Raw genomic sequence first — 17,291 nt, forward strand, 5'->3', positions numbered from 1 at the left:
CGAATGTCGATGATGCAATGGCGCGCAGTGTACCAGTTTTACAGGCCAATCGCCTCTTTCAAACTCTTCAGGTAGCGGCGGCTAACCGGGACGGTTTGCCCGGCGCGCAGCACCAGCTCGGCCTGGCCGTTATCTTCCAGACGGATCTCTTTCAGGTGCGCCATGTTCACCAGATACTGGCGGTGGCAGCGAATCAGCGGCGTGCGGCTCTCCAGCGTGCGCAGGGTCAGTTCGGTAAACCCTTCGTTCCCTTCCGCGCTGGTGACAAACACCCCGCTCAGGCGGCTGCTGACAAACGCTACATCGTCCATCTGCAGAAGATAGATCCGGCTGTGCCCGGTGCAGGGGATAAACTTCAGCGGCTGCTGGTTCTCCGGCAGCAACGTAACGTCCTGGACGGTTCGCTCCTGGCGTAAACGGGTGAGCGTTTTTTCCAGCCGCTTCTCTTCAATCGGCTTGAGTAAATAATCAAACGCGTGCTCCTCAAAAGCCTTAACGGCATATTCATCAAATGCCGTCAGAAACACGATGTAGGGGCGATGCTCCGGGTCAAGCATGCCGACCATCTCCAGTCCGCTGATGCGCGGCATTTGAATGTCGAGGAACAGCACGTCCGGGCGCAGCTTGTGCACCGCACCGATGGCCTCAATGGCGTTAGCGCACTCCCCCACAATTTCAATATCAGGCTGCTCCTGCAGCAGAACGCGCAGGTTTTCCCGTGCCAGCGGCTCGTCATCCACAATCAGCACTCTTAACATGCGTTTTCCTCCAGCGGCAGTCGAACGGTAATACGGGTAAAGCGGTCAGGCTCGCAGGCGACGGTAATGCCACAGTCGTCGCCAAAGTGGGCGCGCAGGCGTTTATCCACCAGGCTCATGCCTAATCCGCCTGAGGTGGAAGGCTGGTAAAGCCCCGCGTTATCTTCGATATCCAGCACCAGATGATGGTTAAAACGGCTGGCGGCGATGGTTATCTCCCCTGTCCCCAGAAGCTGCGAAGTACCATGCTTGATGGCGTTCTCCACAATAGGCTGCAGGGTAAAGGCCGGAAGATGCTGATACGCCAGCTCATCCGGAACGGAGAGCGACACCTGCAGGCGCGACTGAAAACGCGCCTGCTCAATCTGCAGATAGGCATTCACGTGCTCAATCTCGTCGGCCAAAGTCACGATCTCTGACGGCCGTTTCAGGTTTTTACGGAAAAAGGTCGACAGAAACTGCACCAGCTGCGCGGCCTGATCGCTGTCGCGGCGGATCACCGCCTTCAACGTATTAAGCGCATTAAACAGGAAATGCGGATTAACCTGGGCGTGCAGCAGCTTAATTTCAGACTGCGTCAGCAGCGCTTTCTGCCGCTCATATTGCCCCGCCAGAATCTGCGCAGAAAGCAGCTGGGCGATGCCCTCCCCCAGCGTGCGGTTGATAGAGCTAAACAGACGGTTTTTCGCCTCATACAGTTTGATGGTGCCCATCACCCGCTGATTTTCCCCGCGCAGCGGAATCACCAGCGTGGAACCCAGCTTGCACTGCGGGTGCAGCGAACAGCGATATGGCACTTCGTTACCGTCGGCATAGACCACTTCGCCGGTTTCAATGGCGCGTAGCGTGTAGGTCGACGAGATCGGTTTGCCTGGCAGATGGTGATCGTCCCCGGTGCCGGTAAAGGCCAGCAGCTTTTCGCGATCGGTAATGGCCACAGCACCGATATCCAGCTCTTTATACAGCACCTGAGCCACCTTCATGCTGTTCTCTTCGTTAAACCCCTGGCGCAGGATCCCTTCGGTCGAGGCGGCGACCTTCAGCGCCGTGGCGGAAAAGGCCGAGGTGTACTTCTCAAACATGGCGCGCTTGTCGAGCAGAATACGCATAAACAGCGCCGCGCCGACGGTGTTGGTCACCATCATCGGGGCGGCAATATTGCTGACCAGGTGCAGCGCATCCTCAAACGGGCGGGCGATCAGCAGAATGATCGCCATCTGCGCCATTTCGGCCACAAAAGTAATGGCTCCGGCGGTAAGCGGGCTAAACACCTTGTCCGGGCGACCGCGCTTGATCATGTAGCTGTGCACCAGCCCGCCGAGAAGCCCTTCGACGATAGTCGAGATCATGCAGCTGAGCGCCGTCATCCCGCCCATGGAATAGCGGTGCAGCCCCCCGGTTAAACCTACAAGGCCACCGACGACCGGACCACCCAGCAGCCCGCCCATCACCGCACCGATGGCGCGCGTATTGGCAATAGAGTCTTCGATGTGGAGGCCGAAGTAGGTCCCCATGATGCAAAAAATAGAGAAGGTGACGTAGCAGAGCAGCTTGTGCGGCAGGCGTACGGTAACTTGCATCAGCGGGATGAAAAGACGCGTTTTACTCATCAGCCAGGCAATGACAAGAAACACGCACATCTGCTGAAGCAACAGCAGCACCAGATTAAACTCGTACATACTCAAAACCGCACACGCTAAAAACGCGTAACATACACGGATGTTGGTTAACTTTCTTTGAAGCACCCCAAAAAAGCGCAAAATCGTGTCCGTTATCACACCTTTTTCTGCACATCGCGCAGACTTCGCATTATTTGTTTAAAAATTAATCAGCTCTTCCTGGTTCGGCAAAGTGGGTCTACAGTTAAGCTGGGGACGCGTAAGCCAGGGGGCAAATATGGCGCTTTACACAATCGGTGAAGTGGCACTCCTTTGTGATATCAATCCCGTTACCCTACGGGCGTGGCAGCGGCGGTATGGATTGCTCAAACCGCAGAGAACGGACGGCGGGCATCGTCTGTTCAACGATGCCGATATCGACCGGATCCGCGAAATCAAAAGCTGGATCGACAACGGGGTGCAGGTCGGCAAAGTGAAGTCCCTGCTGAGCCACGACGATGCCGACACGCAACACCTCTGGCGTGAACAGCAGGAAACCCTGCTGCGGCTTCTACAGGCCGGTAACCTGCAGCGCGTGCGCGCCTGGATCAAAGAGCAGGGGCGCGATCACCCGGCACAATCGCTCATCACCCACCTTTTCATTCCGCTCCGTCGACGCCTGCAGTGCCAGCAGTCCACCCTGCAGGCGCTGCTCAGTATGCTCGACGGCGTGCTGATCAACTACATTGCCGTCTGCCTTGCCTCGGCGAAGAACAAAGCCGGAAAAGATGCGCTGGTGGTCGGCTGGAACGTGCACGATACCACCCGCCTGTGGCTGGAAGCGTGGATTGCCACCCAAAAAGGCTGGCGCGTGGATGTCCTGGCGCACTCGCTGGCCCAGCTTAAGCCTGAATTTTTCGACGGTCAGACCCTGCTGGTCTGGTGTGGCGAAGTGCCCACCGCCACGCAGCAACAGCTGCTGACGCAATGGCGTGAAAATGGTTATCCGGTTTACTCCCTTGGCCCCGATGAGCCATAACGGCATTTAATGGTTCATTAACAGCTGCGCTTCACCGTATAATTGTTCCGTTAACAACAGGAGCACATGATGAAGGCAACCAAACTGGCCATTATTACCCTTTTTGTCCTGATGGCCGTGAGCGGTATCGGCGGCGTGATGCTGGCCGGATATTCGTTTATTGTTCGTGGCGGTGTCGGCTGAGGTACAGCGCCAGCCGCTCAAAAAGGCGATCGACGACGATGGCCGCCAGCGCGACCAGCACCGCCCCCTGCACGATATAAGCCGTATTAAACCCGCTTAAGCCGATGATGATCGGCGTTCCCAGCGTACTGGCGCCGACCGTAGACGCAATGGTCGCCGTCCCGATGTTAATAATCACCGACGTGCGGATCCCGGCAATAATAACCGGTGCCGCAAGCGGCAACTCGACTTTGCGTAGCCGCTGCCAGCGACTCATCCCCATCCCTTCTGCCACGCTTAAAACAGACGCCGGTACCGCCGCAATACCCGCCAGCGTGCCCTGCAGAACGGGCAATACGCCGTATAAAATCAGCGCAATAATCGCGGGCTGCTGACCAAACCCCATCACCGGCACCGCTATCGCCAGCACCGCAACAGGCGGAAACGTCTGCCCGATGGCCGCAACCGTCTCCACCAGCGGACGAAACTCCTTGCCCGCAGGCCGCGTGACCGCGATGCCTGCCCCTACCCCCAGCACCACCGCGATGACGCTTGAGAGCGCCACCAGCCAGAGATGCGCCAGGGCGAGATTGATAAAGCTCTCCTGCTGATACACTGGCCGCGGCAGCCCGGGAAAAAGGGTATGAAACAGCGCCGCGCTGTGGGGCATCAGATACAGTAAGGCGACAAAGAGCGCTACCAGCCAGAGGAGCGGATCACGCAGTGCCTTCACGCGTCACCTCCCCGGCCAGCAGATCGCGAAAATGTAAGGTCCCGCACGGCGTCCCCCGGTCATCCGAAACGGGCAGTACCTCACACTGCCGCGCGACAAACGCGGAGAGGGCATCCCGCAGGCTCATCTGCGCCTGGAGCGGCTCCCCGGCGAGCGACGTATCCTGTCGGCGCATATAGTCGCCGACCGTCCGCAGAGAGAGCAGCCTCACACCCAGCTCGCTGCGGCCAAAAAATTCGCGCACAAAGTCGTTCTTCGGACGCGTCAGCAACGCGAGCGGCGAACCCTGCTGCACCACTTCGCCATGATCCATTAGCACCAGATGGTCGGCCAGGCGCAGGGCTTCATCAATATCGTGCGTCACGAGGACGATGGTTCGACCAAGAATGCGGTGAATGCGGGTCATCTCCGTTTGCAGCGCCCCGCGCGTAACCGGATCCAGCGCGCCGAAAGGTTCATCCATCAGCAGCACCTGCGGGTTAGCCGCCAGCGCGCGCGCCACGCCCACACGTTGCTGCTGCCCCCCGGAGAGCTGGTGCGGATAGCGGTCGCGCAGCGCGGGCTCCAGCCCCAGCAGAGACATCAGTTCATCAACGCGGTCAGCGATTTTAGCCCGCGACCATTTCTCCAGCTGCGGCACGGTGGCGATGTTCTGCGCCACCGTCCAGTGCGGAAACAGGCCGATAGACTGAATGGCATAGCCCATCCGACGGCGCAGCTCCAGCACCGGCAGGCTGCGGATCTCTTCCCCGGCAAAGCGGATCAGCCCGCTGTCATGCTCCACCAGCCGGTTGATCATCTTCAGGGTGGTGGATTTTCCCGAGCCCGAGGTGCCAATCAGCACGGAAAACGCCCCCTCGGCAAAGTTCAGGTTCAGGTGGCTCGCCGCCGGGCGGCCGGCAAAGGTTTTACTGACATCGTGAAATTCAATCATTGGCTCTTCTCCTGAGCAGCGCGAGCCATAAGGCAAACAGCGCGTCGACGACGACCGCCAGCGCAATGGTGGGAACAACGCCCAACAACACCAGATCGAGGGCGCTGCTCAGCAGCCCCTGGAATACCAGCGCGCCAAAGCCGCCCGCGCCAATCAACGCCGCAATCACCGCCATGCCGACGGTCTGGACCGCCACCACCCGCAGGCTACGCAGCAGCAGAGGCAGCGCCAGCGGAAGTTGTATCTTCCAGAAACACTGTCGCGCGCTCATCCCCATCGCATGGGCGCTTTCCAGCACATCCGGCGCGACCTGGCTTAACCCCGCGACCACGCCGCGCACCAGCGGCAGCAGCGCGTACAGCACCAGCGCAATCAGCGCGGGCGTTAATCCCGTTCCGGCGATACCCACCGAGCCCAGCGCGGGAAACGACTTCACCAGCCCGGCCAGGGGGGCAATCAGCAGACCAAACAGCGCAACGGAGGGAATGGTCTGGATAACGTTGAGCACGGCAAAAATACCGCCCTGACGTGAAGGATGACGATAACACCACATACCGAGAGGTATCCCGATCAGCAGCGCCGGGATCAGCGTGCCAAAAAGGATCGTCAGATGTTGCGCCAGCGCATCATCAAACACCTCCTGACGGTTGGCATACTCTTTTAACAGCGAGAGGTTGTTCAGTTCGCCGCTGAACAGCAGGAGCAATGGAATACACCATATCTGCGCATTGAGCACCCAGCGCCAGACAGAGCTGGCGATGAGACGACGAATCGCATCGCTGCTGGCCAGCAAGCACAGCGCCAGCCACAGCCACAGGCCGCTGCCAATCGTGGTTCGCGCCAGCGGGCTTTCCGCCGAGGCCATGTGCGTTGCCGCCAGCCCCGCACTCCAGAACAGCACGATGAAGAGCCCTTCCGAGAGCAGCAGCGTCAGCCACTGCGCCGTGCGCCCTTGCCAGAGCGACAGTGCAACCCACGCGGCCAGCGCAGCCGCCAGCCACCACGGCATGAACGGCCAGATTTGCCACAGCGCGCGCCCTTCCCCCGACATCAGGCGGTTAGGCGCGACGTTCACAAACGGTAACGCGACCGCCGCAATGGCCACGCAGGCCAACAGCAGCAGTACGCGGTTATGACATTTTATTGGCACAGCCCTTTCCCGTTACTTCACAAGCCCTTGTTGTTTCAGGAAGTCGGCGGCCACTTTTTTGGCATCCAGCCCCTCGACGGCAATGCTGGCATTCAACTGTTGCAGCGTTTTTTCATCCAGCTTTTCGAAGACCGGTTTGAGCCATTCCGCAATATCCGGATAGGCTTTCAGCACTGCCTCACGCACGACCGGGGTCGGGGCGTAAATCGGCTGTACGCCTTTAGGATCGGTCAGGGTTTGCAGGCCCAGCGCCGCGACCGGGCCGTCGGTGCCGTAGGCCATCGCCGCGTTAACGCCGGAGGTTTGCTGCGCCGCCGCCTTGATGGTGACCGCCGTATCCCCGCCCGCCAGCGAGAGCAGCTGCGCCTGGTCGAGTTTGAAATCGTACGCTTTTTCGAATGCCGGAAGCGCATCAGGGCGCTCGATAAACTCAGCAGACGCCGCAAGCTTGAAGTCGCCCTTCTCTTTCAGATAGCGGCTGAGATCCGCAAGCGTAGTCAGCTTACCTTTCTCCGCCACATCCTTACGCACGGCGATAGTCCAGGTATTATTGGCCGGGGCCGGGGTCAGCCAGACCAGCTTGTTCTGTTCCGCGTCGAGTTTTTTGACTTTTTCATAGCCAGCTTTGGCGTTTTTCCATGCCGGATCGTTCTCTTCTTTAAAGAAGAACGCGCCGTTGCCGGTGTATTCGGGATAGATATCCAGCTCGCCGGAGGTAATCGCCCCACGCACGACGGGCGTGGTGCCCAGCTGAACTTTATTGACGGTTTTCACGCCGTGGCTTTCCAGCACCTGCAAAATAATATTGCCGAGCAGCGCGCCTTCGGTATCGATCTTCGAGCCCACTTTTACCGGCTCCGCCGCCTGTAGCGGCAGGCTTAGCGCCGCGAGTAGCGCCGCAGAAACTGCCATCCCCGTTTTAATCGTCATTCCGCTGTCCTCATTTTTTTATCGCCTTTTTCAGAGGCTTGAGAGAAAAGCGTAGCTTAAAACGACGGATTTACCCGGCAAAATGCCTTTTTAGCATAAGGTAAGACGCATCCCCCGGAAATCGGGGGATGCAAAGGAAGGAAACGTTACAGCAGCTCGAACTCACCCTTATTCACGCGGGCGGAATCTACCCCGATAAAGACGTTAAACTTGCCCGGTTCCGCATCATATTTCATCTGCTGGTTCCAGAACTTCAGCGCGTCCACGTCAATCGGGAAGCTGATGGTTTGAGTTTCGCCAGGCTTCAGGTTGACCTTCTCGAAGCCGCGCAGCTGCTTCACAGGGCGGCTCATCGAGGCGGTGACATCCTGAACGTACATCTGAATCACCGTTGCCCCTTCGCGCTTGCCAGTGTTGGTCACCTCCACGCTGGCGGTAACTTTGCCGTCACGCTTCAGGCTCAGCGCCGACATTTTCACGTCAGACACCTTGAAGGTGGTATAGCTCAGGCCGTAACCAAACGGATACAGCGGGCCGTTAGCTTCGTCGAAGTAACGAGACGTGTACTTGTTCGGCTTGTCGGCGTTGTACGGACGACCGGTGTTCAGGTGGCTGTAGTAGACCGGGATCTGCCCGACGGAGCGCGGGAAGGACATCGGCAGCTTGCCCGACGGGTTGTAATCACCAAACAGCACGTCGGCGATGGCGTTACCGCCTTCGGTACCGGCGAACCAGGTTTCCAGAATGGCGTCAGCCTGCTGGTCTTCTTTCACCAGCGCCAGCGGACGACCGTTCATCAGCACCAGCACCAGCGGCTTGCCGGTCGCTTTCAGGGCGGCGATCATATCGCGCTGGCTCTGCGGAATGGTGATGTCGGTACGGCTGGAGGCTTCATGCGCCATCCCCTGCGCTTCACCCACGACCGCAACAACGACGTCAGACTGCTTCGCCGCGTTGACCGCTTCGTCGATCATCTCCTTCGGCGTGCGTGGATCGACCTTCACCGCTTCCTCATACTGATTGAGGAAGGTGACGATGTCTTTATCGTTGGTGACGTTCGCCCCTTTGGCGTACACCACTTTGGCGTTTTCACCCACGGCGCTCTTGATGCCGGTCAGAACGGTCACAGACTGATCGGCCACCCCTGCCGCAGACCAGCTGCCCATCACGTCGCGCTTGCTGTCGGCCAGCGGGCCCACCACGGCGATGGTGCCGGATTTTTTCAGCGGCAGCGTGTCGAGGCGGTTCTTCAGCAGCACCAGGCTTTCGCGCGCCACGTCACGCGCTTCTTTACGGTGCAGGCGGCTTTCGGCGTTGGTGTCTGCCGGGTCTGAATCTTTCGGCCCCAGGTGGCTGTACGGATCGTTAAACAGACCCATGTCATATTTGACGTTCAGCACGTGGCGCGCGGCATCGTCCAGCTCCGCCATCGTTACCTTGCCGCTCTTCACCAGCCCCGGCAGGTATTTGCTGTAGTACTCGTCGCTCATGCTCATGTTGATGCCGGACTTGAGCGCCACGCGCACCGCGTCTTCCGGGTCGGAGGCGGTGCCGTGTTTGATCAGCTCTTTAATCGCGCCGTGGTCGGAAACGGTGATGCCCTTAAAGCCCCACTGGTCGCGCAGCACGTCTTTCAGCAGCCAGGAATCGGAGGTCGCAGGCGTACCGTTCAGCGAGTTCAGCGCCACCATCACCGCGCCGCTGCCCGCGTCCAGACCAGCCTTGTACGGCGGCATGTAATCGTTGAACAGGCGCTGCGGGCTCATGTCGACGGTGTTGTACTCTTTACCGCCTTCCACCGCGCCGTAGGCCGCGAAGTGTTTGACGCTGGTCATCACCGAGTAGCGGTCCGCCGGGCTTTTGCCCTGCATCGCTTCCACCATGGTTTTACCCATCGTGGCCGTTAAAAAGGTATCTTCACCGAAGCCTTCCGAGGCGCGGCCCCAGCGCGGGTCGCGCGAAACGTCAACCATCGGCGCCCAGGTCATGTTCAGGCCGTCATCCGCCGCTTCATAGGCGGACACGCGTCCGACGGTTTTCACCGCGTCGAGGTTAAACGAGGAGGCTAAGCCGAGGCTAATCGGGAAGACGGTACGCTGGCCGTGCACCACGTCATAGGCGAAGAACAGTGGGATTTTCAGGCGGCTAAGTTCCATCACCTGATCCTGCATTTTGCGGATATCCTGGCGGGTAACGGTATTAAAGATGGCCCCGACCTGCCCGTCTTTGATCATCTCGCGGATGGCCTCTTTCGGGTTATCCGGACCGACGCTGATAAGACGCAGCTGGCCAATTTTCTCATCAACCGTCATTTTCTTGAGCAACGCCGTGACAAATGCGTCGCGGGCTTCAGGCGTGAGCGGGTGATTACCAAACAAATCCTCTGCCAGCGCAGGTTGCAGCGCCAGGCTGACGGCAACACCTACAGAACATAGCCATTTCATGTTGTTATTCTCTCTCATCAATAACCGTGGGAAGCACCCGGCCAGACCGTGCGAAAAGCGCAGTGTGCCACAAACCCTCTGAACGTTGCAGGGTTATTCTCTGATTTTTCTCATGAATACCCGACCGCTGAACAGTTAATCGCGCTATGCTTTACAGCGAGAAATTTGCCCCACCACAAGGAGTGGAAGATGACTTCTGTTCGAACTGACGATAACAATACTTTTATTAACGAACTGTCGCGCCTGGTTGGCTCCTCTCACCTGCTTACCGACCCGGCCAAAACCGCCCGCTACCGTAAGGGCTTCCGCTCCGGTCAGGGCGAGGCGCTGGCGGTGGTGTTCCCCGGCACGCTGCTGGAGCTGTGGCGCGTGCTGAGCGCCTGCGTCGCCGCCGACAAGATTATTTTAATGCAGGCCGCCAACACCGGCCTGACCGAAGGCTCCACGCCAAACGGCAACGATTACGATCGCGACATCGTGATTATCAGCACCCTGCGTCTCGACAAGCTGCACCTGCTGGACAAAGGCGAGCAGGTGCTTGCGTTCCCGGGCACCACGCTCTACTCGCTGGAAAAAGCGCTGAAGCCGCTGGGCCGCGAGCCGCACTCGGTGATCGGCTCCTCCTGCATTGGCGCCTCAGTGGTCGGTGGGATCTGCAATAACTCCGGCGGCTCGCTGGTACAGCGCGGCCCGGCCTACACAGAGATGTCGCTGTTTGCCCGCATCGACGAAAACGGCAAGCTGACGCTGGTGAACCACCTGGGTATCGATCTCGGCGTCACGCCGGAACAGATCCTCAGCAAGCTCGATGACGATCGCGTGAGGGACGAAGACGTTCAGCACGATGGGCGTCACGCGCACGATCACGATTACGTCACCCGCGTGCGGGATATCGACGCTGACACCCCGGCGCGCTATAACGCCGACCCGGACCGCCTGTTTGAATCCTCTGGCTGCGCGGGCAAGCTGGCCGTGTTTGCCGTGCGCCTCGACACCTTCCCGGCAGAAAAAAAACAGCAGGTATTTTACATCGGCACCAATCAGCCTGAGGTTTTGACCGAAATTCGTCGCCATATTCTGGGCGAATTCACCCACCTGCCGGTGGCGGGCGAGTATATGCACCGGGATATTTACGACATCGCCGAGCGCTACGGGAAAGATACCTTCCTGATGATCGACAAGCTCGGCACCGACAAAATGCCGTTCTTCTTCACCATGAAGGGGCGCACGGATGCAATGCTCGATAAGGTGTCGCTGTTCAAGCCCCACTTTACCGACCGCTTTATGCAGAAGCTGGGCAACGTTTTCCCGGCGCACCTGCCGGAGCGAATGAAAACCTGGCGCGATAAGTACGAACATCACCTGCTGCTGAAAATGGCCGGGGACGGGATTGCCGAAGCGCAGAGCTGGCTTACCGGGTTCTTCAAAACCGCCGAAGGCGATTTCTTTGCCTGCACGCCGGAAGAAGGCAGCAAAGCGTTCCTGCACCGCTTCGCCGCGGCGGGCGCCGCTATCCGTTACCAGGCGGTACATTCCGAAGAGGTGGAGGATATCCTGGCGCTGGATATCGCCCTGCGACGCAACGATACCGAATGGTTTGAGCATCTGCCGCCGGAGATCGACAGCAAGCTGGTGCATAAGCTCTATTACGGTCACTTTATGTGCTATGTCTTCCATCAGGACTACATCGCCAAAAAAGGCGTTGATGCGCACGAGCTGAAGGAGCAGATGCTCGCCCTGCTGCGCGAGCGTGGCGCACAATATCCTGCGGAACACAACGTCGGACATCTTTATAAAGCTCCTGAGGCACTTAAGCAGTTTTATCGCGAGAATGACCCTACAAACAGCATGAACCCCGGCATCGGCAAAACAACGCGGAAGAAATACTGGAAAGAGAGCGCAGACGCGGAGCAGCCCATAACGCAAACGTCTGATTAAACCCTACAGCCAAATTTGAGAGATTGTTTAGCGCGCCTTAATCGTAATAGAGTAGCGACCTGTCGCCGGAGAAACGTTTCTCCGGCATGTTACGATGAGGAGCAGACACATCATGTCGGCTGTTGATGTTTTATCCGAAACCGAGCTGGAAGTGCGCGACGCCCTTCCCGATGATGTGCATGCCATCGCCGCCATCTATGCCTGGCATGTGCTTCATGGCCGCGCGTCATTCGAAGAAGTTCCCCCTACCGTAGACGAAATGCGTAAGCGTCTGAAAAACGTTACCGACGGCGGTTTGCCGTGGCTGGTCGCGCTGTATCGCGGTATCGTCGTGGGCTATTGCTATGCCACCCCGTATCGTCCGCGACAGGCTTATCGCTACACGCTCGAAGAATCAATCTATGTGGATGCCAGCACCACGGGCCGTGGATTTGGCTCAACGTTGCTAAGCGCGCTGATCGCACGCTGCGAGCAGGGCCCGTGGCGGCAGATGATCGCCGTTGTGGGTGACGGGAATAACAACTCGGGTTCGCTGCGCTTACATAAAAAGCACGGTTTTGATGTCGTGGGTCAATTGCGAAGCGTTGGGTATAAGAAAGGCGACTGGCGGGATACGTTGATAATGCAACGCCCGCTCAACGACGGTGACTGGACGCTGCCGGAATAAACGTAAAACGGTAACCTGGGTTACCGTTTTTAGTGTTTTCTCCCTCTCCCGTGGGAGAGGGTCGGGGTGAGGGCACCAACGCGCAGAGGGGAATTAGTCGTTCTGCGCCGTCGCCATCTGTTCCGCTTTTTGCTTTTTATACGTCAATGCGGCGGCCGGAACGGGCTGCACTTTCCCGGTCTCAATCCATGTCCGCAGGCGGCTCGCATCCGCAAAGTGGGTATATTTGCCGAAGGCATCCATCACCACCAGCGCCACCGGCTTACCGTTGAATACGGTACGCATCACCAGACAGTGGCCTGCTGCATTGGTAAACCCGGTTTTGGTTAACTGAATATTCCAGTTCTCGCGATATACCAGATGGTTAGTGTTGCGGAACGGCAGAGTGTAAGACGGATTCGAGAATGTCGCCATGTCCTCGCGCGTGGTGCTGAGCTGGCCGAGCAGCGGGTATTGCTTCGTGGCAATCAGCATCTTCGTCAGGTCACGCGCCGTTGAGACGTTATGAATCGACAGCCCGGTCGGCTCCACATAGCGGGTATTGGTCATCCCCAGCGCTTTGGCTTTGGCATTCATCGCGCGGATAAACGCGTCATAACCGCCAGGATAGTGGTGCGCCAGGCTGGCCGCCGCACGGTTCTCGGACGACATCAGCGCCAGCAGCAGCATATCTTTACGGCTGATTTCACTGTTCAGGCGCACGCGAGAGTAAATCCCTTTCATTTCCGGCGTGTGGCTGATATCGACTTTCAGTTTTTCGTCCAGCGGCAGATGTGCATCAAGCACGACCATCGCGGTCATTAATTTGGTTATGGAAGCAATCGGGCGCACCAGATCCGGGTGGCTGGCGTAAATCACCTTATTGGTGTTGAGATCAACAATCATCGCGCTACCGGACGCAATTTGCGGCTGGGCAGCAGCGGTGGTCACCGCGGGCGTTTTGGCGACGGCTGGCACGGCAGCGGACGCGCCCAGCAACAGCGCCAGGCTAAGTAATGAGACTCGGAATTTCAGCATGGTGAGACTTCTGATAATTATTCACGCACGTTATGACGTACGCCGCCTGCGTCGACGGATAAACACAGGCTGGCTTCGGCATCATAGCGGTCACCGTGCTTTGTCGCCAGTGGATAATCGTGAAGAAATGCTGCATTGCTGGCATTTACGCCAGCAATGCAGCGAGCTTAGAAGAGACGGTATCCATAACCCCAAAGAATAACCGTCAGCGCCAGTAACGCCTCCAGTACCAGCACCCCAATGGCAAGCGTGGAGCTGGAGAAGCTCAGGCCCTCTTCTTTATTGATGTTCAGGAAGGTAGGAACGCCCAGATACAGTAGATAACCGGTGTAAAAGAGCGCAACAGTACCGATCAGCGCGCACAGCCAGACCAGTGGATAGAGCGCGACAATACCGCTTAAGAACAGCGGGGTCGCGACGTATCCGGCAAAGACCATACAATGTGCCAGCGATGGGCGCTGCGGGTAGTTACGCGCCATCCAGTGAATGACGCGCCCCATGACCGCCACCCCCGCCAGCATCAGACCATAAAAAAGAATGGCCATATAAAGCCCGGTAAACCAGGAGAGCTGAACCACGGTACCGTCACCGAAGTTCCAGCCGATTTGTGTTGTGCCAATAAACGCGCATATTACCGGTACCGCGGCCATCAGCAGCACGTGGTGCGTGTAATGATGCGAGACCGTTTCGTTCTCACTTTTGATGACATGCATCTCACGATCGGGATGGGAGAAAAGTCCCCAGACATGGTTCATAGCGCCCCCTTATTGTCGGCCCGTCAGCGATACCTTAAGTATAATGCAGGCTTTAGATTATTTTATGTACAGTGGGAAATTTCCGTTGATTGCCGCACGGTTGATGCAGGGGGTATATGATTAAACGAGGTACACAGAGGGAGAAAACCGTTACGTAATGGATATTAACGCACTCATTGAACACTATGGATATGCCGCACTGGTCATCGGCAGCGTGGCTGAAGGTGAAACCATCACGCTGTTAGGCGGCGTTGCCGCGCATCAGGGCTTATTGAAATTCCCGCTGGTTGTCGCTGCGGTCGCGCTGGGCGGTATGATTGGCGATCAACTACTCTACTTCCTGGGGCTGCGCTTTGGCCCGACGCTGCTCAAGCGATTCGCTAAACACAAAAAGAAAATCAACCGCGCACAGCGCCTGATCCAGCGTCACCCTTACCTTTTCGTGATTGGCACCCGCTTTATGTACGGCTTCAGGATTATCGGGCCGATACTGATTGGCGCCAGCCGCCTGCCGCCCAAAATTTTCCTGCCGCTGAATATTGTTGGCGCGATAGCCTGGGCGCTGATCTTCACGACGCTTGGTTACGTTGGCGGTGAGGTGATTGGCCCGTGGCTGCATAACCTTGACCAACACCTGAAGCACTGGGCGTGGTTGATTCTGGTGGTTGTGGCGGTGATTGGGGTCAGGCTGTGGATGCGGCAACGGGAAAAGAGGCGAGATGAAGAGTGAGTGCGGTCTACTCCCCCTCACCCCAAAGGGGAGAGGGGTAGGGTGAGGGGAAACTTACCCCTCCGGCTTAAACTGCGGGTTCGCCAGCATAAAGCCCCCGTCGACGATAAACGATTGTCCTGTCGTATAGCTGGCGTCGCTGTCGCACAGCCATGCCACCAGGCTGGCGATTTCTTTGGTGTGGCCCGGCCTTGCCAGTGGGATTTCCGGCATTGACCCTTCCCTCACTTCGCTGTCGTCCATATCGTTCATCGGCGTGGCAATGGCACCCGGCGCGAGGGCGTTTACCAGAATCTTATGCTTCACCAGCTCCATCGCCATCGATTTGGTTAAGCCGCCGAGCGCATGTTTCGCGGCGGTATAGGCGCTGGCTTCCGGCAGCGGCGTGTGCTCATGCACCGAGGTGATGTTCACAATCCGCCCCCCTTCCCCCTGCTTCACCATTTGTCGGGCAGCAATCTGCGAGCAGAGAAACGCGCCGTCAACGTCGACGGTGAAAATGTTCCGCCAGTCGTCAAAAGGCATCTCAAGGAAGGGCGCTTTGGTCATCGCTCCGGCATTGTTAACCAGAACGTCCAGCCGGCCGAAACGCGCAATCAGCGTTTCAATAGCGTCGGCACCTTCCGGGAGCGTGCTTAAATCAAGATGGATAGCCTCTGCGCGCTGCCCATGGGCTTCGACTTCCCGACAGGTTTCCAGCGCCCCTTTTTCATCAGAATGCCAGGTGACGCCAATATCGAACCCGCGCTCTGCCAGCATCAGCGCCGTGGTTTTACCAATCCCGGAATCCGATGCGGTTACAATTGCTACTCTGGTCATACTCACCTCCTGAAAAACTGCAAAGAGGTAAGTATAGATAATGACCCTTTTTAGCCATGATGATAGCCGCCGCCCAGCGCCGACGTGAGTTGCAGCGTGGCGTCGATATACTGGCCTTTCAGCATCACGCCTTCGAGATGTTCTTCAAGCGCCGGGATTCTGGCTTCGCTGACCCGCGAGCCGGCAATAATACCTGCGCTAAAACGCGCCTGCGCCAGCGCCACCACGCGCGCCGCGTCTTTTTCAACCTGCTGCTGGTGACGATTTTTTGCCGTCAGGGTTTCAACTTCACTTGCCGTACGCGCCACCTGACTGACCGCTTCCACCACCGCTTTGTTGTAATTGGCGACCGAGAGATTATTCTGCGCCTGGGCAATATCCAGGTTGGCATTCAGCCTGCCGCTGTCGAAAATAGGCAGCGTCAGCCCGGCGGTAACACCCATCTGCTGCGCGGAAGAGCGGAACAGATCGCTCAGGTGAAGGGCGTCCTGCTGTAAGAATGCCATCAGGTTCACATCAGGGTAGAACGCCGCTCTGGCGGCTTCCACCTCGCTCATGGAGGCTTCAATATACCAGTGCGCTTCCTGTAGATCCGGACGGCGAGCCAGCAGTTCATATCCCAGCGTTGACGGTAGCGAGGCTTCGGTTGCAGGTAACGCATGGCGCGTAAGCTGAATTGCAGATGTACCGGTCAGCGCATCCAGACGCGCTTCAATGGCCTTCATTTTTCCCTTCACGTCAGCTAACTGCTCGTCAGTCTTACTGGCATGAATATCGGTTTCGACGCCTTCCACCGAGGAGGTAATACCGTGCTGATACAGTTCACGATCGGCGTCGATAATATTTTCCTGCTCCTGTTTGATCCGGACAAGTACATCCCCTGCTTCGGCCTGGGTCTGCCACGCCCAGTAAAGACGCGCAACGCTGGTTGAAAGCAGCTGGCGGGTCTGCTCCAGCTCCGCTTTTTGCGCATTCACCTTACCGATACGCGCTGCAATCCGGGCGCGGTTTTTTCCCCAAAGATCGAGATCCCAGCCCGCCGTCAGGCCAAAGGTGCCGTTGGTGTACCAGGGTCCGGTGGTGCCCGCCGCCGGGTCGGTCAGGGCAAATGGCCCCATCAGCCCTTCCGCCGACATCTTTTGCCGTTCAACATCCGCAGAAAAATCCATCTGTGGGCCATCGGCTGCGATAGCGGCTCTGGCCTGCGCTTCGGCAAGCGTAATGCGCTGCCGGGCAATTTGCATATCGGGCGCATCCGCTATTGCTTTGGCAATAAGCGAATTTAACTGCGGGTCGTTATATTCTTTCCACCATTCGTTTTTCGGCCAGTCTGCATGGCTCAGTCGGGTATTAACGGACGCGGCTGTCGTTTGCGTTTGAATTGGCGACACCGTGGAATGTTCCGGTGCGCAGCCAGCCAGCATAAAAACAAGGGGAGCACTCAGAGATAAAATAAGAAAACGTTTCATTACGCCATGCACTCAAAAAAATAAAGGCGCAACTTACGCTTGATGACGCGCTATTTTTTAGTAACGCGTGGCAATCCGCAAATTGTCATACATTTACATACTCGGCAAAGTATTCACTGAATGAATTATTAAAATTCAAATATTTTTG

Annotated in this window: 16 protein-coding genes; 5 read left to right on the forward strand and 11 right to left on the reverse strand. The window is 57.7% G+C overall.

Annotation, left to right across the window (positions count from 1 at the left end):
- Positions 1 to 38: 38 nt before the first annotated feature.
- The gene (gene btsR / locus MX657_RS15265; protein WP_024908144.1) at positions 39 to 758 is read right to left on the reverse strand and encodes a two-component system response regulator BtsR; all 720 of its coding nucleotides are present in this window, start codon (positions 756 to 758) and stop codon (positions 39 to 41) included.
- Entirely contained in the window at positions 752 to 2,437 is a 1,686-nt protein-coding gene (locus MX657_RS15270; RefSeq protein ID WP_119915505.1) for a sensor histidine kinase, read from the reverse strand. The genes btsR and MX657_RS15270 overlap by 7 nt, the downstream gene beginning before the upstream one ends.
- A gap of 217 nt (positions 2,438 to 2,654) precedes the next feature.
- Between MX657_RS15270 and mlrA the strand changes: the two genes are divergently transcribed.
- Positions 2,655 to 3,395, forward strand: a complete 741-nt coding sequence (gene mlrA / locus MX657_RS15275) for an HTH-type transcriptional regulator MlrA (protein WP_217479013.1) — start codon at positions 2,655 to 2,657, stop codon at positions 3,393 to 3,395.
- Between the two features lie 69 nt (positions 3,396 to 3,464).
- Positions 3,465 to 3,578 carry a protein YohO gene (locus MX657_RS15280; RefSeq protein WP_008500895.1) on the forward strand — a complete coding sequence of 38 codons (114 nt, stop codon included), beginning with the start codon at positions 3,465 to 3,467 and terminating at the stop codon, positions 3,576 to 3,578.
- On the opposite strand, the gene MX657_RS15285 is transcribed toward MX657_RS15280, so the two are convergent.
- The 5 genes from MX657_RS15285 to bglX form a co-directional block, all read right to left on the reverse strand.
- The gene (locus MX657_RS15285; protein ID WP_080328630.1) at positions 3,553 to 4,290 is read right to left on the reverse strand and encodes an ABC transporter permease; all 738 of its coding nucleotides are present in this window, start codon (positions 4,288 to 4,290) and stop codon (positions 3,553 to 3,555) included. The genes MX657_RS15280 and MX657_RS15285 overlap by 26 nt on opposite strands.
- Positions 4,274 to 5,224, reverse strand: a complete 951-nt coding sequence (locus MX657_RS15290; RefSeq protein ID WP_346806103.1) for an ABC transporter ATP-binding protein — start codon at positions 5,222 to 5,224, stop codon at positions 4,274 to 4,276. The genes MX657_RS15285 and MX657_RS15290 overlap by 17 nt, the downstream gene beginning before the upstream one ends.
- Positions 5,217 to 6,374, reverse strand: a complete 1,158-nt coding sequence (locus MX657_RS15295; protein WP_346806104.1) for an ABC transporter permease — start codon at positions 6,372 to 6,374, stop codon at positions 5,217 to 5,219. The genes MX657_RS15290 and MX657_RS15295 overlap by 8 nt, the downstream gene beginning before the upstream one ends.
- Positions 6,375 to 6,386: 12 nt before the next feature.
- The gene (osmF, locus tag MX657_RS15300) at positions 6,387 to 7,304 is read right to left on the reverse strand and encodes a glycine betaine ABC transporter substrate-binding protein OsmF (protein WP_080328627.1); all 918 of its coding nucleotides are present in this window, start codon (positions 7,302 to 7,304) and stop codon (positions 6,387 to 6,389) included.
- A gap of 146 nt (positions 7,305 to 7,450) precedes the next feature.
- Entirely contained in the window at positions 7,451 to 9,748 is a 2,298-nt protein-coding gene (gene bglX / locus MX657_RS15305) for a beta-glucosidase BglX (protein ID WP_252002036.1), read from the reverse strand.
- 189 nt (positions 9,749 to 9,937) lie between these two features.
- Here bglX and dld point away from each other — a divergent pair, with 189 nt between their 5' ends.
- The gene (gene dld / locus MX657_RS15310) at positions 9,938 to 11,686 is read left to right on the forward strand and encodes a D-lactate dehydrogenase (protein ID WP_346806105.1); all 1,749 of its coding nucleotides are present in this window, start codon (positions 9,938 to 9,940) and stop codon (positions 11,684 to 11,686) included.
- A gap of 112 nt (positions 11,687 to 11,798) precedes the next feature.
- The gene (locus MX657_RS15315; protein ID WP_119915498.1) at positions 11,799 to 12,353 is read left to right on the forward strand and encodes a GNAT family N-acetyltransferase; all 555 of its coding nucleotides are present in this window, start codon (positions 11,799 to 11,801) and stop codon (positions 12,351 to 12,353) included.
- 93 nt (positions 12,354 to 12,446) lie between these two features.
- Here MX657_RS15315 and pbpG read toward each other — a convergent pair whose 3' ends face one another.
- Together pbpG and MX657_RS15325 are read right to left on the reverse strand one after the other, a co-directional pair.
- Positions 12,447 to 13,370, reverse strand: coding sequence for a D-alanyl-D-alanine endopeptidase (pbpG, locus tag MX657_RS15320; protein WP_080328623.1), 924 nt, complete (start codon positions 13,368 to 13,370; stop codon positions 12,447 to 12,449).
- Between the two features lie 167 nt (positions 13,371 to 13,537).
- The gene (locus tag MX657_RS15325) at positions 13,538 to 14,125 is read right to left on the reverse strand and encodes a Yip1 family protein (protein ID WP_080328622.1); all 588 of its coding nucleotides are present in this window, start codon (positions 14,123 to 14,125) and stop codon (positions 13,538 to 13,540) included.
- Between the two features lie 157 nt (positions 14,126 to 14,282).
- On the opposite strand from MX657_RS15325, the gene MX657_RS15330 reads away from it, so the two are divergent.
- Entirely contained in the window at positions 14,283 to 14,855 is a 573-nt protein-coding gene (locus tag MX657_RS15330) for a DedA family protein (protein WP_119915496.1), read from the forward strand.
- A 54-nt stretch (positions 14,856 to 14,909) separates the two neighbouring features.
- On the opposite strand, the gene MX657_RS15335 is transcribed toward MX657_RS15330, so the two are convergent.
- Together MX657_RS15335 and mdtQ are read right to left on the reverse strand one after the other, a co-directional pair.
- Complete coding sequence (locus MX657_RS15335) at positions 14,910 to 15,674, reverse strand: SDR family oxidoreductase (RefSeq protein WP_346806106.1); 765 nt, start codon at positions 15,672 to 15,674, stop codon at positions 14,910 to 14,912.
- 50 nt (positions 15,675 to 15,724) lie between these two features.
- Complete coding sequence (gene mdtQ, locus MX657_RS15340; RefSeq protein ID WP_346806107.1) at positions 15,725 to 17,143, reverse strand: multidrug resistance outer membrane protein MdtQ; 1,419 nt, start codon at positions 17,141 to 17,143, stop codon at positions 15,725 to 15,727.
- Positions 17,144 to 17,291 lie beyond the last annotated feature (148 nt).

It is taken from the genome of Enterobacter chuandaensis (genome assembly GCF_039718975.1).
Classification (GTDB): Bacteria; Pseudomonadota; Gammaproteobacteria; order Enterobacterales; family Enterobacteriaceae; genus Enterobacter; species Enterobacter chuandaensis.

What these genes read in the sequence shown, in the direction of transcription:
- btsR (WP_024908144.1), bottom strand. Translation starts at nt 758, where the DNA reads ATGTTAAGAGTGCTGATTGTGGATGACGAGCCGCTGGCACGGGAAAAC.
- MX657_RS15270 (WP_119915505.1), bottom strand. Translation starts at nt 2,437, where the DNA reads ATGTACGAGTTTAATCTGGTGCTGCTGTTGCTTCAGCAGATGTGCGTG.
- mlrA (WP_217479013.1), top strand. Translation starts at nt 2,655, where the DNA reads ATGGCGCTTTACACAATCGGTGAAGTGGCACTCCTTTGTGATATCAAT.
- MX657_RS15280 (WP_008500895.1), top strand. Translation starts at nt 3,465, where the DNA reads ATGAAGGCAACCAAACTGGCCATTATTACCCTTTTTGTCCTGATGGCC.
- MX657_RS15290 (WP_346806103.1), bottom strand. Translation starts at nt 5,224, where the DNA reads ATGATTGAATTTCACGATGTCAGTAAAACCTTTGCCGGCCGCCCGGCG.
- osmF (WP_080328627.1), bottom strand. Translation starts at nt 7,304, where the DNA reads ATGACGATTAAAACGGGGATGGCAGTTTCTGCGGCGCTACTCGCGGCG.
- bglX (WP_252002036.1), bottom strand. Translation starts at nt 9,748, where the DNA reads ATGAAATGGCTATGTTCTGTAGGTGTTGCCGTCAGCCTGGCGCTGCAA.
- dld (WP_346806105.1), top strand. Translation starts at nt 9,938, where the DNA reads ATGACTTCTGTTCGAACTGACGATAACAATACTTTTATTAACGAACTG.
- MX657_RS15315 (WP_119915498.1), top strand. Translation starts at nt 11,799, where the DNA reads ATGTCGGCTGTTGATGTTTTATCCGAAACCGAGCTGGAAGTGCGCGAC.
- pbpG (WP_080328623.1), bottom strand. Translation starts at nt 13,370, where the DNA reads ATGCTGAAATTCCGAGTCTCATTACTTAGCCTGGCGCTGTTGCTGGGC.
- MX657_RS15325 (WP_080328622.1), bottom strand. Translation starts at nt 14,125, where the DNA reads ATGAACCATGTCTGGGGACTTTTCTCCCATCCCGATCGTGAGATGCAT.
- MX657_RS15330 (WP_119915496.1), top strand. Translation starts at nt 14,283, where the DNA reads ATGGATATTAACGCACTCATTGAACACTATGGATATGCCGCACTGGTC.
- MX657_RS15335 (WP_346806106.1), bottom strand. Translation starts at nt 15,674, where the DNA reads ATGACCAGAGTAGCAATTGTAACCGCATCGGATTCCGGGATTGGTAAA.
- mdtQ (WP_346806107.1), bottom strand. Translation starts at nt 17,143, where the DNA reads ATGAAACGTTTTCTTATTTTATCTCTGAGTGCTCCCCTTGTTTTTATG.